Here is a 22,680-nt window from a genome sequence, read left to right as displayed (position 1 = left end):
CATTCCTCAAATAGAAAAATAGATTGAGAGGGTTATTTGATGAAACATACTATGCTAGGAATAATTGAGGCGTCAACACATTTTGAATCTTTAAAGCCGTTAACACAGCATCGACCATTGGCAACACTTCCTTATGCAGGTCGATATCGTTTAATCGATTTTATGTTAAGTAATATGGTGAACTCAGGTATTACGAGTGTCGCTGTATTTCCTGATCAACCTTATCGATCAATTATTGATCACTTAGGCTCTGGTAAACATTGGGACTTAAATCGTAAAAAGGATGGACTATTTATTTTTACGCCTGAGCCAACTGATGGCGCTTTTGGTACATTCGATTTTATTGAAAAGCATATTCAGTTTTTACAACGTTCTACTCAAAAGTATGTAGTAGTAGCAAATACTTATACGATTTGTTCAGTTGATTTTCGACCAGTTTTAAAGAGACATATCGAAACAAATGCACAAATTACTGAGTTAAAGCAATTCGGTAAATCTTTAAATATCTATATCCTTGAAAAAGAGTTATTGTTAAAGCTTTTTGAAAACTTCCACGAAAAAGGCTATGAAACAATTATGGACGTTGTACGCGATCAAAATAATGAGGTTGAACTAAGTGCGTATGAAATACCTCAACAAGTTTCAATCATTCAAACAATTGAGGATTATTTCGAGCAAAGTATGAAATTATTAAATCCTGAGATATGGAATCAATTATTCTTAAAATCTTATCCTGTCTTTACTAAGGTTAAAGATGAGCCACCAACAAAATATTCAAAAGAAGCAATTGTAAAAAATTCAATTGTAGCTAATGGATGTGAAATTGAGGGAACAGTTGAAAATAGTATTATTTCAAGAGCTGTGAAAATTGGAAAAAATACGATTATTCGCAATTGTGTTGTTATGCAAAAATCAATCATTGGAGATAATTGTATATTAGATGGCGTTATATTAGATAAAGATGTTCGAATTGAAGATGGTGTTGAAATAAAAGGAAGCTTAAGTGAGCCAGTAGTGCTTCAAAAAGGTTCAGTCCAAGGAGCGTTGATTCAGTGGTAAATGTTTTATATATTGTTTCAGAATGTGTACCATTTGTTAAATCGGGAGGGCTTGCAGATGTTGCAGGCGCTCTCCCTAAGTATTTAAATAAACTAAATATGAATGTAAGAGTAATGCTTCCATTCTACTCGTTAATTCCCGCTAAATTTAGAGAAGAAGCTAAGCTAGTAAAAGAGCTTTCTATAAATCTAGGATGGAGAAAACAGTATTGTGGTTTATTTGAATTGAAAGTAGAAGGTACAACCTATTATTTTATTGATAACGAATACTATTTCAATCGAGATAAGTTGTATGGTCATTTTGATGATGGGGAGCGTTTTGCATTCTTTTCTCTAGCTGCAATCGAATGTATTAAAGAATTAGACTTTAAACCTGATGTAATTCACTGTCATGACTGGCATACAGCAATGATCCCATTTTTCATGAAAGAGTATGGTGCATTAAAAGATATTAATCCAAAAATGAAATCTGTTTTTACAATCCATAACCTTCAATTCCAAGGCGTATTTTCAAAAGAAGTAATGGACGATATGTTAGGGATTGATGAACAATATTTTCGCGATGACTATTTGAAATTTTACGATTGTATCAACTTTATGAAAGCTGGAATCATTTCAAGCGATTTCGTAACAACTGTTAGTCCAACATATAAAGAAGAAATTAAGCATGAATTTTTTGGAGAGCAATTAGATGGACTATTACGTGAGCAAGATCACAAACTTTTTGGAATTGTAAACGGAATTGATGAAACAATTTATAATCCAGCTACTGATCGAAAAATTCACTCTAGTTACGATGAATTTACAATCGAAAATAAGACAGAAAATAAATTGAAATTGCAGGAGTCACTTGCATTAAAAATAGATGAAAATATTCCTATTATTGCAATGGTTTCCCGATTAACAAGTCAAAAAGGCATTGATCTCATTCAACACGTATTCCCTCAAATTATGGATTATAATGTCCAAGTAGTCATTTTAGGTTCTGGTGATGAAGAATTCGAGAACTTTTTTAAGGCAATGGAGCATAACTACTACGATAAAGTAAGAGCTTATATTGGATTTGATGAATGCTTTGCTCATCGGATTTATGCAGGTGCAGATTTATTCCTTATGCCTTCACAATTTGAGCCATGTGGACTAGGTCAACTTATTGCGATGAAGTACGGGTGTGTTCCAATTGTAAGAGAGACTGGGGGGCTAAATGATACTGTCCAGTCATATAATGAAGAGACGAAGAGTGGAACTGGTTTTACTTTTAGTAACTATAATGCTCACGATATGCTTCACACAATTGAACGTGGATTGAGTATTTATGAGAATAAAAAACATTGGAAATCAGTCAGAAGGAATGCAATTAGAAGAGATTCAAGTTGGTTAAAATCAGCTAAAGAATATGCAAAACTATATATGCAGTCTTCAAAGTAAAAATCTTTTAGGGTGAGGTGATTCCATGTTTTCTAGTGTGGAGGAGTTTGAGTGGTGTTTTAAAGAGAAACTAGAAAGTATGCATGGAAAGAGTACTGCTGATAGTACTACTCAAGAGCAATTTCAAACACTTGGAACGATGATTCGTGAACATATAAGCGGTAATTGGTTAGGAACGAGTGAACAATACCGCTTAGAGCGAAAAAAACAAGTTTATTATTTATCAATTGAATTCTTATTAGGAAAGCTTTTGAAAAGTAATTTAATTCATCTAGGGCTTAGAGAACTATGTGAATCTGGCCTTGAGAAATTAGGAATTTCTTTAAGTGATCTTGAGGAGTTTGAAAGCGATGCTGGACTTGGAAATGGTGGACTTGGACGGCTAGCATCATGTTTTCTGGATTCGTTAGCATCACAAGACTTGCCAGGTCATGGATGTGGCATCCGCTACAAACATGGCCTATTTGACCAAAAAATTGTTGATGGATATCAAGTGGAGCTACCTGAGCAATGGCTGAAATACGGAAATGTTTGGGAAGTTAGAAGAGATGATGAAGCAATTGAAGTTTTATTCGGGGGAGAAGTAGAATCATTTAATAATAAAAATCGATTGGAATTTCGCCTACATGATGCAGAAGCAATCACAGCGGTACCGTATGATTTACCGATTATTGGCTACCATACAAACACGGTAAATACATTGAGACTATGGAGTGCTGAAGCGTCTACTCATTCCTCAAATAAATCACTGATGAAATATAAGCGAGAGGCAGAAGCAGTTTCAGAATTCTTATATCCAGATGATACACATGATGAAGGAAAGATTTTACGTCTAAAACAGCAATATTTTTTAGTTTCTGCAAGTATTCAAAGAATAGTAGATTCATATAAGGAGCAGTATGGTAATATTCGTAAGCTCCATGAAGAAATTGCTATTCATGTAAATGATACACACCCAGTTTTAGCGATTCCAGAGTTAATGAGAATTTTAATCGATGTTGAAAAGTTATCCTGGGATGAAGCATGGGAAATTACAACTCAAACGATTTCATACACGAATCATACAACTTTATCGGAAGCACTCGAAAAATGGAGAGTTGATTTATTTAAGCCTTTATTGCCAAGAATTTATATGATTGTAGAAGAAATAAACGAAAGATATTGTAAAGAGCTTTGGAACAAATACCCAGGTGATTGGGATCGAATTGAACAAATGGCTATTATTGCTCATGGAGTCGTTAAAATGGCTCATTTAGCAATTGTAGGCAGTAAGAGCGTTAATGGGGTTGCTGAAATCCACACTGAAATTTTAAAACAAAGAGAAATGAAGCTTTTTTATGAGTATGAACCATTCAAGTTTAATAATAAAACAAATGGTATTACTCATAGAAGATGGTTACTCCAATGTAATCCTGAGCTTAGTAGCTTAATAAATGATTCGATCGGAGACGATTGGATACACGAACCAACTCAACTTGAGAATCTATTAGAATATCAAAATGACGATGCATTCTTATCGCAATTTATGAATGTAAAGAAAAAGAGAAAAGAAGTTCTCGAACATTATGTTCACTATACAAATGGAATTGCATTAGATACAGATTCAATCTTTGATATTCAAGTAAAACGGATGCATGCATATAAAAGACAATTACTAAATGTTTTACATATCATGTATTTATATAATCGTTTGAAGGAAGATTCACATTTTAAAATGCATCCTAGAACCTTTATTTTTGGAGCAAAGGCATCTCCTGGCTACTACTTTGCTAAGAAAATCATTAAATTAATTCATTCAGTGGCTGATATTGTTAATAATGATCGCTATATAAGCCAATTTATTAAAGTAATTTTTATTGAAAATTATCGAGTTTCATTAGGTGAAATTATTTTTCCAGCAGCGGATGTTAGTGAACAAATTTCGACAGCAAGTAAAGAAGCTTCAGGTACTGGGAATATGAAATTTATGATGAACGGTGCTTTAACGCTTGGTACACTTGACGGTGCAAATATTGAAATCTTAAGAGAAGTTGGCGAGGAGAATATTTTCACATTCGGACTTACAGCTGACGAGGTATTAAATTATTACCAATACGGTGGATATAAAAGCAGTGATTATTACCATCATGATCTGCGAATAAAAAAGGTGTTAGATCAATTGCTCCATGGATTATTTCCGTTACCAAGAGAAGAATTTGAACCAATTTTTGATTCGCTTATGTCTTATAATGATGAGTATTTCTTACTTAGAGATTTCTCTTCATATGTAAAAGCGCATGAATGTATTAATAACACGTATCAAAATAAAAGGGATTGGGCTATAAAGAGTCTTAACAATGTTGCGAAATCGGGATTTTTTACGAGTGATCGCACGATTCGTCAATACGCATCAGAAATATGGAATATTCATCAAAGAACGTTACACCATTCTTAACCTCCTCTTAGATTATTAGGAGGTTTTTCATATAATGATGAAAAGCGAGAAAGGAGAGATACGTTGAAATTCCTTTCAGTTGACTATGATAAGGCCTTAGAATTATTACTTTGCATTGAACAGGCATATGCTCAGTTTGATAATGATGGTAAATTTATGATTCCAGCAAGCTATTCATTAGTAGATACAATTAAGGCATGTGTAATTAGCGAGCTAGAATGGTTTGGCTATATTATTGAAAATAATGAATCTGTGATCATTGTGTTTCGAGGAACGAAATCAGATTTGGATTGGTTAGCTGATTTAAAAATTGATCAAGACTTATTTCCTTATGTGATGAACGGTGGGAGTGTCCATTCGGGGTTTCTATCAATTTATCAATCTTGTCGAGAAATGCTTTTAGCAATTGTGAAGGAAAAGGCACTTTCAAAAAAAATATTCATAACCGGTCATAGTTTAGGCGGTTCATTGGCCACGTTATTAGGATATGAAATAGCAATGACTGGAATTTGTAACCCGAATGTCTATTCATTTGGCTCTCCTAAAGTAGGAAATATAAAGTTTAAAGAAAACTACGATGAAAATGTTAGGCATAGTTTAAGATTTGTAAATTTATATGATATGGTCCCATTAAGCCCGCCCTTTAAAGTAGAAGTGAAGCCATTAAACATTTATTTAGAATACGTTCAAGTGAAGCATCCAATCACTTTTTCACTAAATAAAGGGTCTATTAAGAATAGTCATCATCTATCGACTTATATTGAAGGCGTTAAAAAGATGCAGTTGGATTATGATTATACTCCTACATTTACTTATAAATTACGAGAAGCGGAGCCAGAGGAAGAGGAAGTAATCTAATTGTACAGAAAAAACTAGTCAAAATTTCTTGACTAGTTTTTTTGTACGTAAACAAAACAAACACTTTTCAATAGTCTGAATTAATCTTTACCATCTAATAGATTACCAAGACCACCTAATATACTTCCTTCTTCTCTAGATGAAGATGGTAAGTATTGACCAATACGGGACGCCAATCTTGCTAAAGTTAATGATTGAACCCAAATTGTTCCTGGGCCTTGTAATGTAGCGAAGAATAGACCTTCTCCTCCAAAAAGAGCAGTTTTTACATTTCCAACGTATTCAATTTCATAATTAACATCTCCGGTGAAGCCAACAATACATCCAGTATCGATTTTAATTTTTTCACCCGGTTGAAGAGTTTTTTTGTAAATTGAACCACCAGCATGTAGGAAAGCAAGGCCATCACCTTCGAGTTTTTGCATGATGAAGCCTTCGCCACCAAATAGGCCGGTACTTAATTTCTTTCTAAACTCGATTCCAACTGAAGTTCCTTTTGCTGCAGCCAAGAAAGAATCCTTTTGACAAATAATTTTATTTCCATACTCATGTAGATCTAACGGTATAATTGTTCCAGGGTATGGTGCCGAGAAACTGACCGTTTTTAGTGAGCTTGATTGGTTAGTAAAACTTGTCATAAACAAGCTCTCACCTGTAACAAGGCGCTTACCCGCACCAACCAATTTTCCAAATAAACCACCTGATTGTGAAGAACCGTCGCCAAAAATTGTTTCAAGTTCGATTCCATCATCCATCATCATCATTGCTCCAGCTTCAGCAACCACTGTTTCCTTTGGATCAAGCTCTACTTGTACAAACTGCATATCATGGCCATGAATTTTATATGTAACTTCATGTGAATTTTTCATTTTTATGCCTCCTTTTAGTTTAACTATACAAATATTGTAATACGAAAATCCAGTTATTTAATAATAAAAAATTTGATAAATTATTACAGAATCCTCATTTATTTTGACTAATTAATGAGAAAATTTACCATTTTTATAGAGAGCTAGGGTAGTCTAAATGTATAAAAGATAAATATTAAGAATTATATAAAAAATTCTCTCAATTTAGCCTGAGTGTCATTGACGCTCTTTTTCAGATATGTTATATTTAACTTACTATTAACTGCATATTTATTTGAAGGTAAGAAATTAACGATATTTGCACTACAAAATTTTTAGTAACGCTCATTTTCTTTGTCTTGAAAAGAAGTTTTGACCACTTTCAATGTTGTAGCGATCTTAAACCGATTGAACAATGACGTTCTTTTTCTTTACCCCTCTTTTATGCACGCATTAATAGTGTATATATGTATTTTTAGGAGGTATTATCGATGGAATTCGGTAAAGTTAAATGGTTTAACAGCGAAAAAGGATTTGGATTCATCCAAACTGAAAGTGGAAACGACGTATTCGTACACTTCTCTGCAATTCAAGGCGAAGGTTTCAAAACTTTAGAAGAAGGTCAAGAAGTTCAATTCGAAATCATCGAAGGAAACCGTGGACCACAAGCAGCTAACGTAAACAAAAAATAATTTTTGTTATGTTCAAGGCATCCTTTTTTAGGATGCCTTTTTATATTAATCTAGATATCTATCTATTTAGTAAGTAGATATTGTAGTTTAAATAGGTTGCAAATAATGACCAAATAGAATAGGGAATGAGTAATACAAATGAAGTTTTTGAATGTTTATAAGCGATGGCCGTTAAAAGAATTGCTGTGACAAAGACGAGTCCACAGTCGATTGTAGCCATCAGTAAATCTTTTTGTTTGAATTGAAAATAGCTAAACAACTGGTTAAATATATAATTAATAATCAATAGAATATAAAACCATTTTGCTTTTTTAAAGGATTCTCCTAAAGAAACGATTATACATACGCTTAAAGAAATGAAAGAATATAAGAATGCCCAAATGATTCCGATTGTTTTACCTGAAGGAGTATAGCTTGGTTTATTTAGATGACTATACCACTCGTAGTCGATCGGAAATAAAATAGAAGAAACAAAAAATAAACAGTATATGGAGAAAAATAATACAATTAACTTAATATTCATAAAACCTCCTCAATTAAGTTGTCTTGATTAAGTATATGTAGTTAATTTAAAAATATAAAAAAAACGACCACATTGTAGTAATCGTTTTTTAATGAAATTTTAACTCATTTAGTACTTTTCAATATCTTTCACATCAATTTCAGATAATTCTCCGTTTAAAGCTTGTTCTTCATAGTCATCAAGATCTTGTTCATATTGTTCATGTTTTTTTGTAGGGTAGACAGTTTGATTTTTTCCATAAATATCAGTACCGATAAAGTTTTCAAATTCTTCGACATAACCTACATTTTCATAGCTCTCAGTAAATGTGCTTCCATACTCCTCAATATTATTAAATTCAAAATCAGACGGTGTTTGAGAATTTCCATATCTTTCAACATCTTGTAAAGCGTCTTCAGCGTCATACATCATTGAGCGATCTTTAGGGTCTCTACTAAACGGAGGGTTTAGTACTTCTTCCTCAACGGGACGATCGTATCTTATACTAGAACTTGAAATATGCTGATCGTGAGTATGTTCGATCATCGCTTTTGCTGTAGGAAGAGCTTGTAACCGTTCAAACGGTATTTCTTCACCACTTACTTCACATATACCATATGTTCCATTTTCAATTTTTTCTAACGCTGCATTAACATCAATTAATTCGTTTCTTAAATGTTCATGAAGAGATATGTCTTTTTCACGCTCAAATAATTCAGTACCTAAATCACCTGGGTGGTTGTCTGCAAGAGAAAGCTCATCAACTGAATCTCTAAGTGAGTATGGTGTAAAGGCTGGATCATTAAGTCTTTCTTCTATATGTTGTTTTTGTTTCAGTAATTCGTTTTTAAATGTTTGGATTTGTGATTGTGAAAGCATCATGCTCCCCCTTTTCAATAAATGAATATGACTATCCATATTTTGTTCAAAAAGGAGGAAAACATGAATTAAGTTTTTTGAGGAATTGTTCTGCCTTAATTAGGAAAAAATACTTCCAATTATTAAGCCTATAACAAGAAGGAATCCCATTATAGTATTTGTTTTTGCTGTTGCTGCCATGGCTGGCATCATTTCCATTGGTTGAGTTTTACCTATAAATCCTTTTGTTGCTTTAATTGCAACAGGAATACTTATTAATGAAATAAGGGCAAAAGGTGTAATTAAATTCATGATAACAAATACAATAACTAAAGCATATGCAACTGCAAATAATGAACCAATAAAGATAATTGCATTCTTTTTACCTAATAAGATAACAAGTGTTTTACGTCCATTTTCTTTGTCATTATCTAGGTCACGAATATTGTTTGCAGTTAAAATTGCTCCAATTGTAATTGAAGTAGGGATAGAAAGTAAGATCACATTTGATGGTAAATTTCCAGCTTGAATATAGTAAGTAATACCAATAATTACAACTCCCATAAAAAAGCCCGCAACTAACTCACCAAATGGAGTGTATGCGATTGGAAGTGGTCCTCCAGTATAAAAATAAGCTGCTGCCATACAAATAAGTCCAATAACTGCTATCCACCAGCTACTTTGAATACAAATATAAATGCCTAGTAGAAGAGCGATACCAAAAAAAGTAAAAGCAAGATTTAAGACAGTTGAAGGTTTAATACCATCTCTTACGATTGCTCCTCCGATACCAACAGAACCTTCATGATCTAGCCCTCTTTTATAATCATAATATTCATTAATCATATTTGCAGCGGCTTGGATCAGTAAACTTGCAATAAGCATTGAAAGAAATAAAAGTAAATGAAATGAGTGATTTATGTGCGCTAACATTGTTCCAATCGCAACAGGGATGAACGCTGCGGTTAATGTATGTGGTCTTAATAAATTCCACCATGTTCTAAAACCTGTTGAGGAAGTTGGAGATTGAACAGTTGGTTGCATGTTAACATCCTCCTTTTTAATATTATTTGAAAATGTAGGTCATTTTACTTTAAAAAAGTATGGACGAACTTCATAAAATTGACAGTCTACATTCATCGTTGTATCTTTAGTTATATCATGTATTTAACGTATATTTAAGCTAGGGGGAACTATTATGCTTAGAACAGGTCAACTGGAATCGATTGCCTTCTTTGAGCATTCTCTTCAAAAGGCAAAAGCTTGTTCAAAACGCTTCATTTGTAAAGTGGAAAAAATAATGAATATCCATCCCCTAAGTGTTTACCATTTTTATCATGAATTGGGTTTTACTGAACGCTTTTATTGGTCAAACCAAGAAAACTCGTTAATTCTCACAGGAATTGGTACTTTAGTTCCTTTTCATCATAGTACAGAAGAACAGTATTCTGCAATAGAAAAAGAATGGAAACGCTTTGGAGAGCAAGTGTATATCGAGCAAGAAAATTGCTTTGGTACAGGACCGATAGCTCTTGGGGGTTTCTCTTTTTTTGATAATTATAAAAATGATCAAGATTGGAAGAATTTTGGTACTTCTCATTTCTATGTACCTAAATTAATGGTGACGGTTACAAACGAAGGGACATTCATCACCTCTAATTATGAAATAAATGAACAAACTTCAGTAGAGGATTTATTGCTTCAATATAAAGAATATGACGACTTTTTAGAAAAATTTGGAATGAAGCAACCAAGCTTTACACAATCAGAATGTATAAACAAAGATGAATTTGAACCAGATGAATGGATTCAGAGTGTAAAAGAAGCAATTCATCAAATGAAAAACGAAGAATTAGAAAAAGTTGTTTTAAATCGAACGTTAAATACAACATTTTCTTCAGAAGTAAATTCAACAACAGTAATTTATGAACTAGAAGCAACGAGAAATGTTAACTATGTTATTTCTTATCAATTAAAAGATACTGTATTTATAAGCGCTACACCTGAGAGATTAATTTCAAAGAAAAATAATACAGTTTCTTCGATGTGTCTTGCAGGATCTGCCGCAAAAGGAATAACTAAGGAAGAAAACACAGAAGCCGCCGATTGGTTATTAAATAGTAAAAAAAATAATGGTGAACATGCTTTTGTTGTAAACTATATACGAGAAACGCTACAACAATATTGTAATGAATTATCAATACCTTCAACACCAAGAATAATGGCGACAAAAAGCTTATTGCATTTATTCACGCCAGTTGAAGGGAAATTATATAATCACGTTTCTTTATTTGAGTTGATTCAAGCATTACATCCAACACCCGCACTTGGAGGATTTCCTAAGGAAGAGGCATGTAAATTAATCCGTGAACTTGAACCTGTGGACCGGGGATGGTATGGTGCACCGATCGGATGGATTGATTTAAACGGAAATGGCGATTTTGCTGTAGGTATACGTAGTGCCTTAATAAAAGAAGATAAAGCAAAATTATATGCCGGTTGTGGTGTTGTACAAGATTCAAAACCAGAGGAAGAATTTTTTGAAACTGGTGTAAAGTTTCTGCCAATGCTAAATGCATTAGGAGGGTTACGAAATGAAAGATAATGAAGCACTAACAAAGTATATTGGTGCTCTTGTAGATGAACTAAGTGCATTAAATATTCAAAACGTTGTAATAAGTCCAGGATCACGCTCAACACCAATATCGATGTTAGTAAATGAGCATTCAAAGTTAAAGTCTTATATCGCAATAGATGAAAGAGGGGCAGCATTTTTTGCTTTAGGTATCGCTAAAAGCACGAAACAGCCTACAGTATTAATCTGTACTTCTGGAACAGCTGCTTCTAACTATTTGCCAGCTATATCTGAGGCAAAAGAATCTAGAATTCCATTAATCGTATTGACAGCTGATCGACCACATGAGCTTCGAGATATAGGCGCACCACAAGCTATGAATCAAATTGGTTTATACGGTTCATTTGTAAAAAAATTCATTGAACTAGCCTTACCAGAGGCTTCTGAGGCAATGTACCAATATGCACGTTCAAGCGTTAATCGACTTTACCGTTCTTGTGTGACCGCTCCAATGGGGCCAGTACATATGAATGTGCCACTTCGAGAACCATTGGTTCCAAACTTTGGGATTGATGATTTGTTTTCAGCAGGAAAGCGTAAAAATTCTGCCCACACGATACTTACTGAAACTCTTGCGACAATTTCAAACGAAACAAGTAGTGAGTTTATCAAGCTTTTTCAATCAAAAAGAAAAGGCTTATTAGTTTGTGGTCCTTATGTTGAAGAAGGAGCTTTAAAGAAGATTAAAACTTTAGGGAATTTATTAGACTATCCAGTTCTATGTGATCCTCTTTCAAATGGAAGAACGATTAGTGGTAATGAAGACTCGAATGTAATTGATACATATGATACATTTCTTCGTTTTGAAGACGTTGTTGATTCGCTTGATTCTGAAGTGATTGTACGATTCGGGGCAATGCCTGTATCGAAAACGTTTAGCCAATATATACAAAAGCAAAAAGATTGCGAGCTAATTGTAATTGATGAAGGAGACTTATGGAGGGATCCGACGTTAAAAGCAACTCAAATGATTTCTTGTGATGATATCCAGTTTTGTAATGCAATTTTGGAGTCATATCTGAAAACAAGTAGTCTAGAAATAGATTGGTTGAATAAATGGAAAACAATTAATGAAAAAACAAAAAATGGACTACAACAAGCAGAACAGTTTGATGAACTTTTTGAGGGGAAAATTGTTCAAGTTTTAGCAAAAAATTTACTTGAAGAAAGTACATTGTTTGTTTCAAACAGTATGCCTATACGTGATGTGGATACGTTTTTACATAATCAATCTAAAAAGCTAAAAATTGCTTGTAATCGAGGGGTAAATGGAATAGACGGGACAATTGCAACAGCATTAGGAATGGCAGCAGCTGGAGAAAGAGTCACATTATTAATTGGAGATTTATCTTTCTACCATGATTTAAATAGTCTAGTCCTTTCTAAACTACATCATTTACCTTTAAGAGTGATACTTGTTAATAATGATGGGGGTGGAATCTTCTCATTTTTACCTCAATCAAAAGAAGAAAAACATTTCGAAGCACTATTCGGAACTCCTTTAGGATTGGAATTCGAGCATGCAACAGCCCTTTTCGGTGGAATTCATACGAAAATTCATAATTGGTTTGAACTTGAAGATGAATTAGCTAAAAAGAATAATGGATTACATGTAATTGAAATTCAGACAAATCGTAAAGAAAATTATGATCTTCATCAAAAAGTTTGGAGTTTTGTAAAAGCAGAATACGAGAAATGAAATTAGGTGTTCTTGTTCATGGAAATTAAAATAAATGAAGTCACATATTCATATATTGAATCTGGCCAAGGGCAAACAATACTATTATTGCATGGTTTCACAGGTTCAAAGGATACATGGGGAAGTTTAATAAGTAAACTAGAAAGAAATTATCATGTAATAGCAATTGATTTATTAGGGCATGGAATGACAGATTGTCCAATTAATGATGAGCGGTATAGAATGGAGTTTGCTGCTAAAGATTTACATGATTTTTTAGTACAAAAGCAAATTGATTCTGTGCATCTATTAGGCTATTCGATGGGAGGTAGACTAGCCCTCTATTTCGCTTTAGCCTATCCAACAAAAATTAGATCGCTTATTTTAGAAAGCTGCACGGCTGGTCTTATAACTGAAAATGAAAGATTAGCTCGAATCGAACAAGACGATCATTTATCTTCAATGATCCTAAATGAAGGTATTGAAGTATTTGTTAATTATTGGGAAAACATTCCGTTATTTTCAACTCAAAAGTATTTGACATCAGAGTCACAACAAAAGATTAAACAAGGAAGATTAAATCAGTCACCAATTGGGTTAAGTAATAGTCTAAAAGGGATGGGGACGGGCATTCAACCATCTCTATGGAGCTACTTGAAGCAATTTAAAAAACTTACTTTATTAGTTTGTGGAGAATATGATGAAAAGTTTTGTTTAATAATGGGGAAAATGAACGAGAAGCTAGAAAAAAGCGAAATTATTAAAATTCCACATGCAGGCCATGCAATTCATGTGGAACATTCGGAAAAATTTGCTACAATAGTAATTGGGTTTTTATTGAAAAGTGAAAAGGAGGAAATTTCATGACTATTGAATGGGTACAAGAAAGAAAATATGAAGAAATTTTATATTCTACATATAATGGAATTGCTAAAATTTCAATCAATCGTCCGCACGTACATAACGCATTTACACCATTAACAGTATCAGAAATGATTGATGCTTTTGCTTATGCAAGAGACGACGAAAAAATTGGTGTTATTATTTTAACAGGTGAAGGTGGAAAAGCATTCTGTTCTGGTGGAGACCAAAGTGTTCGCGGACACGGTGGTTATGTTGGACAAGACCGCATTCCTCGCCTGAATGTATTAGATTTACAACGCTTAATTCGTGTTATTCCAAAACCTGTAATCGCAATGGTAGCTGGTTATGCAATTGGTGGAGGTAACGTATTAAACGTAGTATGTGACTTAACAATCGCAGCTGAAAACGCTAAATTTGGACAAACTGGTCCAAAGGTAGGTAGCTTTGATGCTGGTTATGGCTCAGGCTACTTAGCTCGTATAGTAGGACACAAAAAAGCTCGTGAAATTTGGTACTTATGCCGTCAATATAATGCACAAGAAGCATTAGATATGGGCTTAGTTAATAAAGTAGTACCTTTAGAAGAATTAGAAGCTGAAACAGTTAAATGGGCTGAAGAAATGCTTGAAAAAAGTCCAACTGCACTTCGCTTCTTAAAAGCAGCAATGAATGCAGATACAGACGGTTTAGCTGGACTTCAACAGCTAGCTGGAGATGCAACACTTCTTTACTACACAACTGAGGAAGCAAAAGAAGGTCGCGATGCATTTAAAGAAAAACGTACACCAGATTTCGATAAGTTCCCACGTTTTCCTTGATTTGAAAGATGATAAAAGCTTGATGAGAAATCATCAAGCTTTTCAGTTTATAATCAAAATATCCTAAAAGTTTGATTTTCAGACTGATTGAAAACGCTTGTCTTTCGAGGCGCGAAGCTTGATGAGGAGCGGAGTTACCTTTGACGGTAATGAGCACCGTAGGCAGGCGAAGCAACGAAGAAAGCGAGCGTTTGCCAACAGTCTGAAAGCTTGATGAGAAATCATCAAGCTTTTTTTGCACATTAAGAAAGTAAAATTTGGCAGCGGAGAAGAAACCGACGTAGTTGCCCATTTTAGGAATTAAGTATAAGTGCAACTACGCCTCTGTCTTCGCCTAAAGGCTCGCCAATCGGAGAGTTTTCTTTAAATGAAATTTTGTACATTTTGAAAATAGTCAGGAAGTGTTTTTTGATGAACCAAATTCCGAATTTTTTGCTTGAGAGAGTCAGATTAACTCCTAATCGAATAGCAATTGCAACAGATGGGAAAGAAATTACGTTTAAGGATTTACATGAACGAGTTATAAATCTTGCATACAAATTTCACCATTGTGGCATAAAAGACGGATCTCACGTTTCGGTTTTAATGAATAATTCCGTTGAATTTATAGAAGTTGTTTATGCACTTCATTATATTGGAGCGACGTCAATTTTACTGAATATAAGATTAAGTCATGACGAAATAGTGTATCAATTAGAAAATAGTGATTCTGAATTTTTAATCGTAGCGAATTCAAATACGTTGAAGATACCTGAAAATATAAAACTGTTAAATAGAAATGAAATGGAAAACAGTGGTTCTAAAGAATTTCCGATTAAGTCAAACTTTGATGGAGATAAAATCGCAACTATGATGTACACATCTGGTACAACAGGTTTCCCAAAAGCAGTTTTACAAACTTATTTTAATCATTGGAGCAGTGCAATTGCTTCAGTATTAAATTTAGGATTAGATCATAAAGATGTTTGGCTAGTTTGTTTGCCAATGTTCCATGTAGGTGGCTTATCTACTGTATATAAAAGTGCGATTTATGGCATGAAAATTGTGTTAACGAATAAAGCTGATGCACATACCATTAAGGAATGTGTCAAAAAACATAATGTAACAATACTATCTGTTGTAACAAAAGTATTAAATGACCTCTTAACGATTGTTGAGGATACAAATGATTTAAACAGCGTAAGGGCAGCTTTACTTGGTGGAGGACCTGCTCCATTACCTCTTTTACAAAAGGCAAGAGCATTAAATGTGCCAGTATATCAAACTTACGGAATGACAGAAACTTGTTCACAAATTGCAACGCTTTCTCCTGAATATATGCTTTCTAAAATTGGTTCCGCAGGTAAAGCTTTATTTGGATGTACGCTAGAAATAAGAGACGATCATCGAACTTGTTTACCAAAAGAAGTAGGAGAAATTGTAGTCAAAGGGCCAAACGTGAGTAAAGGTTATTATAAACTCGCTAAGTTATCTGATTCGTCTGAGTATCTATATACAGGAGATTTGGGTTATGTAGATGAGGATGGTTTTTTATTTGTAGTTGACCGTCGAAGTGACTTAATTATTTCCGGTGGAGAGAATATATATCCAGCAGAGATTGAATCAGTATTATTATCGCATCCAGATATCATTGAAGCTGGCGTAACAGGTAAAGAAGACCCAAATTGGGGGAAAGTACCTGTTGGATTTGTTGTAAGTAAATCCTCTAATCCTCCGTCACAAGAAGAACTAATCGAGTATTGTCGAGATAAAATCGCAGGGTATAAAATACCAAAGGAAATATTTTATGTGGACAACCTACCAAGAAATGCAACAAACAAGCTAGTTAGAAGAGAGCTACTTAAGCTTCTATAAGGGGAATAAATATGTTGATTTGGCAAATTGAATTATTTTTAATTGAACAGCCTTTAAAAATACCTTTTAAAACAAGCTATGGTACATATGAAAAACGTGAAAGTATTATTGTTAAAATTTTAGATGCTAATGGAATATGCGGTTATGGAGAAGTCGTTGCTTTTTCAGAGCCTTGGTATACCGAGGAAACGATTCAAACAGCTCTTCATACTTTAAATGATTTCTTTATACCAATCCTATTAAATAAACAGTTTAATCATCCCAGTGAAATCGCGATCCTATTAAATCAATTTAAAGGCAATCAAATGGCTAAATCTGGGCTTGAAGGTGCATATTGGGATTTGTATAGTAAACTAAATTCAATCACTTTAGCACAAGCTTTAGGGGGCAATAAGGCAGATATACCAGTTGGGGTTGTCATTAGTATAGACGAGCCAATAAAAATGTTGAAACAAATTGGTGCATATATAGCAGAAGGATATGAACGATTTAAAGTTAAAGTTTCAAAAGAAAATGATTATGAAATTGTATCAACTATACGAAAAAGCTATCCAACAATCCCTCTAATGATTGATGCCAATTCAGATTATTCGATTGAAGACATTCCGAAACTAAAAAAATTAGATGAATTTAATCTGTTAATGATTGAACAGCCCTTCGGCGAACGCCAATTCATCGAGCACGCCATTCTTCAAAAGGAAATTTTTACTCCAGTCTGTTTAGATGAAAGTATATGTTCCTTAGAGGATGTTCAAATTGCGTATGAATTAAACGCTTGCAAAATCATTACCGTAAAGCCTGGGAGAGTCGGAGGATTAACTAAATCAATTGAAATTCATGATTATTGTGTGGAAAAAAATATTCCAATTTGGGTTGGAGGCATGATTGAAACAGGGATTTCTAGAATTCAAAACGTTGCATTAGCATCTCTTCCCGGATTTACAATACCAGGAGATATTTCGGCTTCATCTAGACATTGGGAGCATGATCTCATTTTTCCAGAGGTAGCTTTAATAAATGGAAAAGTTAAAGTACCAGTTGGTCCTGGTTTAGGGGTAGAAGTGGATGAAGAGAGAATCCGAAGTATTTCTAAAAAGATTTATAAATATTCTTCTCAAAAATAGAAGATTTGTTAGCTCAGATCTTACACTGCAAATCGCGCATTCTGTCTAGGAATTCAACACACTCAATCTATACAGAAATAGCCTAAAAAAAATACGATCAAATTAAACTTGTTATTCGTTTCAAGTTTCTTTGACCGTATTTTTTGTTTCCTTATTTATTTTATCAGGTACAGGATCATATCCACCTGGATGTAGTGGGTGACACTTAAGTATTCTTTTAGTCGTTAAATAAGTTCCTTTAAGCGCACCATGGGTTTGTATTGCTTCTAGTCCATAACTTGAGCAAGTTGGATAGAATCTACATGATGGTGGCGTTGCAGGTGAAATCCATTTTTGATAAAATCTAATGATTCCAATTAAAATTTTATTCATATACAAACCTTTCGTCTGCTAGAATTATTTCTCTTCATGGTTATTTTTCATTTTTACGTCTTCTAGCTTATCGACTTTATGTTGTACACCATAGCCTTTATTTACAGTAAGAACGAAAGCACCGAACACAACAACGATAATAATTCCACTAACAACAAATACTCCAGTCATACTATATCCTCCTAAATAGTTATACTACTATGATATAGTATACTGTCCAATATGCAAGGCAATCAAATATTTTCATAAAGTTTCAGGAATATTATTTTAATAATGATGAAACATTTTAATAGAAATAGTACAATGGAAAAACAAGTATGAATGTAGGAAGGTTAAAATGTACATATTTAAAGATTTTTACCATAATACAGTTGAATTATCGTTTGAGAAACATCCATTTTCACCCGATCCAAAACATGTTTGGGTTATTTGTAAATACAATGATCAATGGTTACTCACAGACCATCAAAGAAGAGGATACGAATTCCCAGGCGGAAAAGTCGAGGAAGGCGAATCACCTGAAGAAGCAGCTAAACGTGAAGTTTTAGAAGAAACAGGTGGAAATGTATCTAAAATTAAATATTTAGGGCAATACCGTGTTACAGGTAAGGATAAAATTATCATCAAAAATATTTATTTTGCCGAAATAGGAGAACTTTTAACCCAAAAGCACTATTTTGAAACAAACGGCCCTGTATTGTTAGACGAGTTTCCACCAAACATAAAAAAAGATCGCCGATTTAGTTTTATCATGCGTGACGAAGTATTTTCACAAAGTTTAAGTTACTTGAATACTAAAAAAAGCTCACTTTTATAAGGTGAGCATTTTTAGTGTTGAAATATATCATATGGGGTTCATGAGTAAGTAAAACAGGAAAAAAAGGAAAAAAGGTTACTCATGAGAGGTTCATGATCTATAAATGATTCTAAATATTAATCTGTTTGAGCAATTTTATTGGTAAACAAGTGATTTTGTTTTATTTTAAAGTGTTATAACTAACTTGCAAAAAAATTAAAATAATCTTTTTTGACAATCAATATTTGTAAAGATGTGTAAGGCGTCATCATAACTTACAATTAGATTAATAAAGGGTAATGCATTATTCAATTGACTATTCTATTGTATTTAAGATTATTATTTTTTATCTAGAGCCTGTAGTGGAAATCAATATCACACAACTTACTTATCAATGATCAATCCAACAATTTAATTGATATCTCTTTTTCAACAGCGTAAAAAAAGCTTACTATTTTAAGTGAACTTCTTTATATTAAACTTTTCCAATACTTTTATCTTAAATTATTTCTTTACTGTTTTTCTCTCAATAAATTCAACAATAATATACATCAAACCAGCACATACACTTATGATAAATACACTCATTAGAACAAGAGTGAAATTAAATACTTGGAAACCATAAACGATTAAATAGCCAAGTCCGCTTTTTGAAACTAAGAACTCTCCGACAATCACTCCTACCCAAGCTAATCCGACATTTACTTTTAATGTTGAAATGACGGTAGGTATACTAGCAGGAAAGATGACATTTTTAAAGATTTGAGTTTTAGTAGCACCAAAACTCTTAATGACTTTTACGTAATTTTCATCTACCTGTAAGAAGGCTTGATAAATAACAAGCGCTGTTATGACAAAGCTTATTATGATCCCCATTGCAATTATGGACGAATATGAAGGACCAAAAATTACAATGATGATTGGACCAAGCGCGACTTTTGGCATGGCATTAAAGACTACTAAGAATGGATCAAGTACCTTTGAGGCAAATGGATACCACCAAAGAATGATTGCCAGAATGACCCCGATAATTGTTCCTAAAATAAATCCAACGAGTGTTTCAGTGATTGTAGTCATAGCATCATGATAAATAGAGCCATCTCCCAATTTTGCACTGAGTAAATCGTAAATTTTAGTAGGTGAACTAAACAATAAAGGATCAATTACTCTTCGATGACTTAAAAGCTCCCAAGCTATAAAAAAGACAATAATAATTAATAGTTGGAAGAAAAATATGAGTAGCTTTTTACGGCGATTTTTTTTGACGATACTGGCGTGATAGGATTTTAGTTCGTCATTTACTTTAGCCACGTTTCTCCAACTCCTTCCAAATCGCAGAAACATAAGAAGAAAAGAGTGATTGGTGTCGTGTTTCAAAAGGGGAGCGAATACTTAATTCTTCTGGTAAATTGAAAATTTTTGATATTTTTGTAGGAGCATTTGTTAGCGTTATAACCCGGTCACACATGGCTACTGCTTCTTCAATATCGTGAGTTACTAAGATAGCAGTAGTATTTAACTTCTTAAATAAGTTGAAAACTAATTCTTCAAGCTTTACTTTATTTTGATAATCTAGAGCGGAAAATGGTTCATCTAATAATACAATTGATGGACTTGTAGAAAGAGTTCTCACTAATGCAACGCGTTGTCTCATTCCGCCGGATAGTTCTCTTGGGTATGCATTTTCATAATCCTTTAGTCCAACTTCATTTAACAATTCTAGCGTTCGATTTTTATTTTCTTCGGTATCCTTATCTAGAATCTGAAGACCTAGAAAGATATTTTCTTTAATTGTTTTCCAAGGGAATAAATAGTCATGCTGAAGCATGTAACCAATTTCTCCCGATTTTATATCATAAGGCTTACCTTTAAACTTTACTGAACCGTCATATGGTGTAAGCAATGAAGAAATAATCGATAAAAGTGTGCTTTTTCCACAGCCACTTGGACCTAATACAGATACAAATTCACCTTTTTCAACTTCAAACGTTAAGCCATCCAATATTTTAATTGCCTTTTCCTTCGATAAAAATACATGAGAAATATCATTAACTGTTAGATAACTCATTTTGTTAACCTACTACTTCTCCGTAGATTTTTCGGCAAATTTTGTATCAACTAAAACTGAGTGTGGAACTTCTTTTGGTAATACACCAGAGTTCTTCATAATCTTTTGAAGATTATTCCACTCATCTTCTTCTAATATTGGATTTGTTGAATATGAATTTTGAGACTTATAACGATCAATAACTTTTATTGAAATGTCTAAGGGAGTATCTTTAAAGAATGGTGCAACACTTTTTGCAATCTCTTCTGCAGAATGAGTATCAACCCATTGTTCAGCTTCATAAATTGCATCTGTAAATTTCTGAGCTGTTTTCGCATTTTTCTTCAAATAACTTTCTTTTGCTATAAAAGCTGTGTAAGGAACTTTTCCAGATTCCAAGCCGAATGAAGCAACAATTTTACCTCTTCCTTCTTTTTCCATAATACTTGCTGTAGGTTCAAACAATTGAACATACTCTCCAGTACCTGAAGCATATGCATTCGCGATATTTGCGAAGTCAATGTTCTGAATAAGGTTCAAATCTTTTTGTGGATCGATCCCATGTTTACTTAGGACATACTCGCCAACCATTTGTGGCATTCCACCTTTTCTTTGACCTAAAAATGTTTTGCCTTTTAGTTGGTCCCAATTAAATGGTACAGTTTGATTTCTAGCTACTAGAAATGTTCCATCAGTTTGAGTCAATTGGGCAAAGCTTTTTACTGGGTCATTTGCACCTTGAGCGTATACATATATTGTTGTTTCAGGCCCAACTAATCCTATATCTGCACCGTTTGACAATACAGCAGTCATAGTTTTATCTCCACCAGCAGTAGTTGTGATCTCAACATCCAAACCATGCTTTTTGAAGATTCCTTCACTAATGGCCACATATTGAGGTGCATAAAACAATGAATGTGTCACTTCTGCAACTCTTACCTTTGTAGTACCATCTTTAGGTTTATCTTTCGAACATGCACCTAAAATAGAAGCAACTAATAAAAACAAAATAACAAGCCATTTGATTTTCATTTAATCCCTCCTAATCGAAAATATACAATTAGCCTATGCAATAGGAGAAAATGGGTGAATGCGGAGTACGGACTCTACTAAAATAGCTCGGTTACTTATGTGTAATCTGAGGTGGTTGAACAAAGAAAAAACCTCTCTTACTTCCTTTTTAGGAAATTAGAGAGGTTTTTTATCTACTTTTTGTAAAATATTTTCGAGTATCTTCCCGTATTTCGTTAGGTAAAACACTTTCTAATTCTTTGTTTAACCATGAAAGTGTTTTATTACGTAAATAATCATGCATTTTTTCTTCGGCAGAGAGCATGACTAAATTAATCGTGCAGGTGGCACTTGGAGTACAACCTTTTTCTCTAATAAGATATCCGTTATCTTTAATATTTTTACATTGAAATATTGGCTTAGAGCCTTCAATTGCTTCAATTACATCCCAAAAAGAAATTTCTTCTGGTGACTTGGCAAGTTTGAAGCCACCTTTAACTCCTGGAACGGAACTTACAATACCAGCTTTAGACAGCTTACTAAAAATCTTTGAAAGATATGTATCTGAAACACCTTGAAAGAAGGATAGTTCCTTTATTCCAATTGGAGAATCTTCAGGAGTGTCAATTAAATAAACAAGGCAGTGAAGTGCATACTCAACTCCAACGCTATACTGCATGAAAACACCTTCTTCATAAATGAGATTATTTTTAATTAATCTTAGAAATGTTTTATTTCTTTGTCAAACATTTACTTTTAGGAGCAATTCAATGTTAAAAGAAGTTTGACATAAACAGATAAAC

At 33.5% G+C, this 22,680-nt stretch carries 22 protein-coding genes; 12 read left to right on the top strand and 10 right to left on the bottom strand.

Annotation, left to right across the window (positions count from 1 at the left end):
• The first annotated feature begins 39 nt into the window (after positions 1-39).
• From ACFVR2_RS22055 to ACFVR2_RS22040, 4 genes are all read left to right on the top strand, one after another.
• Positions 40-1,059 (top strand): GlgC family sugar phosphate nucleotidyltransferase, encoded by a 1,020-nt coding sequence (locus ACFVR2_RS22055; RefSeq protein WP_387366837.1) that lies wholly within the window; start codon positions 40-42, stop codon positions 1,057-1,059.
• Positions 1,053-2,486, top strand: a complete 1,434-nt coding sequence (gene glgA / locus ACFVR2_RS22050) for a glycogen synthase GlgA (RefSeq protein ID WP_387366834.1) — start codon at positions 1,053-1,055, stop codon at positions 2,484-2,486. Before ACFVR2_RS22055 ends, glgA begins: the two co-directional genes overlap by 7 nt.
• A 25-nt stretch (positions 2,487-2,511) precedes the next feature.
• Positions 2,512-4,920, top strand: coding sequence for a glycogen/starch/alpha-glucan phosphorylase (locus ACFVR2_RS22045; protein ID WP_387366831.1), 2,409 nt, complete (start codon positions 2,512-2,514; stop codon positions 4,918-4,920).
• A gap of 63 nt (positions 4,921-4,983) precedes the next feature.
• Positions 4,984-5,778 (top strand): lipase family protein, encoded by a 795-nt coding sequence (locus ACFVR2_RS22040; RefSeq protein WP_387366828.1) that lies wholly within the window; start codon positions 4,984-4,986, stop codon positions 5,776-5,778.
• An 80-nt stretch (positions 5,779-5,858) separates the two neighbouring features.
• Here the strand turns inward: ACFVR2_RS22040 and ACFVR2_RS22035 are convergent, their stop codons facing one another.
• On the bottom strand, positions 5,859-6,647 hold the full coding sequence (locus ACFVR2_RS22035; protein WP_387366825.1) for a TIGR00266 family protein: 789 nt from the start codon (positions 6,645-6,647) through the stop codon (positions 5,859-5,861).
• A gap of 470 nt (positions 6,648-7,117) precedes the next feature.
• Between ACFVR2_RS22035 and ACFVR2_RS22030 the strand changes: the two genes are divergently transcribed.
• Positions 7,118-7,318, top strand: coding sequence for a cold-shock protein (locus ACFVR2_RS22030; RefSeq protein ID WP_056473269.1), 201 nt, complete (start codon positions 7,118-7,120; stop codon positions 7,316-7,318).
• A gap of 58 nt (positions 7,319-7,376) precedes the next feature.
• Here ACFVR2_RS22030 and ACFVR2_RS22025 read toward each other — a convergent pair whose 3' ends face one another.
• The 3 genes from ACFVR2_RS22025 to ACFVR2_RS22015 form a co-directional block, all read right to left on the bottom strand.
• Positions 7,377-7,841 (bottom strand): TspO/MBR family protein, encoded by a 465-nt coding sequence (locus ACFVR2_RS22025; protein WP_387366822.1) that lies wholly within the window; start codon positions 7,839-7,841, stop codon positions 7,377-7,379.
• 108 nt (positions 7,842-7,949) lie between these two features.
• A complete protein-coding gene (locus ACFVR2_RS22020; protein WP_056473272.1) occupies positions 7,950-8,699 on the bottom strand; it encodes a TraR/DksA C4-type zinc finger protein in 750 nt (249 codons plus the stop codon).
• Positions 8,700-8,798: 99 nt separating this feature from the next.
• Entirely contained in the window at positions 8,799-9,722 is a 924-nt protein-coding gene (locus tag ACFVR2_RS22015) for a 1,4-dihydroxy-2-naphthoate polyprenyltransferase (RefSeq protein WP_387366817.1), read from the bottom strand.
• Between the two features lie 154 nt (positions 9,723-9,876).
• On the opposite strand from ACFVR2_RS22015, the gene ACFVR2_RS22010 reads away from it, so the two are divergent.
• From ACFVR2_RS22010 to menC, 6 genes are all read left to right on the top strand, one after another.
• The gene (locus ACFVR2_RS22010) at positions 9,877-11,283 is read left to right on the top strand and encodes an isochorismate synthase (protein ID WP_387366814.1); all 1,407 of its coding nucleotides are present in this window, start codon (positions 9,877-9,879) and stop codon (positions 11,281-11,283) included.
• A complete protein-coding gene (gene menD / locus ACFVR2_RS22005) occupies positions 11,273-13,012 on the top strand; it encodes a 2-succinyl-5-enolpyruvyl-6-hydroxy-3-cyclohexene-1-carboxylic-acid synthase (RefSeq protein WP_387366811.1) in 1,740 nt (579 codons plus the stop codon). The genes ACFVR2_RS22010 and menD overlap by 11 nt, the downstream gene beginning before the upstream one ends.
• 18 nt (positions 13,013-13,030) lie before the next feature.
• The gene (gene menH / locus ACFVR2_RS22000) at positions 13,031-13,858 is read left to right on the top strand and encodes a 2-succinyl-6-hydroxy-2,4-cyclohexadiene-1-carboxylate synthase (RefSeq protein WP_387366808.1); all 828 of its coding nucleotides are present in this window, start codon (positions 13,031-13,033) and stop codon (positions 13,856-13,858) included.
• Positions 13,855-14,673, top strand: a complete 819-nt coding sequence (gene menB, locus ACFVR2_RS21995) for a 1,4-dihydroxy-2-naphthoyl-CoA synthase (protein WP_056473277.1) — start codon at positions 13,855-13,857, stop codon at positions 14,671-14,673. Before menH ends, menB begins: the two co-directional genes overlap by 4 nt.
• A gap of 411 nt (positions 14,674-15,084) precedes the next feature.
• Positions 15,085-16,527, top strand: a complete 1,443-nt coding sequence (locus tag ACFVR2_RS21990; RefSeq protein ID WP_387366885.1) for an o-succinylbenzoate--CoA ligase — start codon at positions 15,085-15,087, stop codon at positions 16,525-16,527.
• Positions 16,528-16,538: 11 nt separating this feature from the next.
• On the top strand, positions 16,539-17,651 hold the full coding sequence (gene menC, locus ACFVR2_RS21985; RefSeq protein ID WP_387366804.1) for an o-succinylbenzoate synthase: 1,113 nt from the start codon (positions 16,539-16,541) through the stop codon (positions 17,649-17,651).
• 120 nt (positions 17,652-17,771) lie between these two features.
• On the opposite strand, the gene yidD is transcribed toward menC, so the two are convergent.
• Positions 17,772-18,023, bottom strand: coding sequence for a membrane protein insertion efficiency factor YidD (gene yidD, locus ACFVR2_RS21980; RefSeq protein WP_387366801.1), 252 nt, complete (start codon positions 18,021-18,023; stop codon positions 17,772-17,774).
• Between the two features lie 24 nt (positions 18,024-18,047).
• The gene (gene ytzI, locus ACFVR2_RS21975; protein ID WP_387366798.1) at positions 18,048-18,194 is read right to left on the bottom strand and encodes a YtzI protein; all 147 of its coding nucleotides are present in this window, start codon (positions 18,192-18,194) and stop codon (positions 18,048-18,050) included.
• Between the two features lie 166 nt (positions 18,195-18,360).
• On the opposite strand from ytzI, the gene ytkD reads away from it, so the two are divergent.
• Positions 18,361-18,840, top strand: a complete 480-nt coding sequence (gene ytkD, locus ACFVR2_RS21970) for an RNA deprotection pyrophosphohydrolase (RefSeq protein ID WP_331224092.1) — start codon at positions 18,361-18,363, stop codon at positions 18,838-18,840.
• 483 nt (positions 18,841-19,323) lie between these two features.
• Here ytkD and ACFVR2_RS21965 read toward each other — a convergent pair whose 3' ends face one another.
• The 4 genes from ACFVR2_RS21965 to ACFVR2_RS21950 all read right to left on the bottom strand — a co-directional run bounded on the left by ACFVR2_RS21965 (position 19,324) and on the right by ACFVR2_RS21950 (position 22,556).
• Positions 19,324-20,130, bottom strand: coding sequence for an ABC transporter permease (locus ACFVR2_RS21965; RefSeq protein ID WP_387366794.1), 807 nt, complete (start codon positions 20,128-20,130; stop codon positions 19,324-19,326).
• Positions 20,123-20,887 (bottom strand): ABC transporter ATP-binding protein, encoded by a 765-nt coding sequence (locus ACFVR2_RS21960; RefSeq protein WP_335411591.1) that lies wholly within the window; start codon positions 20,885-20,887, stop codon positions 20,123-20,125. Before ACFVR2_RS21960 ends, ACFVR2_RS21965 begins: the two co-directional genes overlap by 8 nt.
• Positions 20,888-20,899: 12 nt before the next feature.
• The gene (locus ACFVR2_RS21955) at positions 20,900-21,892 is read right to left on the bottom strand and encodes an ABC transporter substrate-binding protein (RefSeq protein WP_387366882.1); all 993 of its coding nucleotides are present in this window, start codon (positions 21,890-21,892) and stop codon (positions 20,900-20,902) included.
• A gap of 175 nt (positions 21,893-22,067) precedes the next feature.
• Positions 22,068-22,556 carry an RrF2 family transcriptional regulator gene (locus ACFVR2_RS21950; protein ID WP_387366790.1) on the bottom strand — a complete coding sequence of 163 codons (489 nt, stop codon included), beginning with the start codon at positions 22,554-22,556 and terminating at the stop codon, positions 22,068-22,070.
• Positions 22,557-22,680 lie beyond the last annotated feature (124 nt).

Source organism: Gottfriedia sp. NPDC057991, from assembly GCF_042886615.1.
Taxonomy (GTDB): domain Bacteria; phylum Bacillota; class Bacilli; order Bacillales; family Bacillaceae_G; genus Gottfriedia.
Note: the sequence above shows the minus strand (reverse complement) of the source record. Positions and strands in the feature narration are given on the sequence as shown.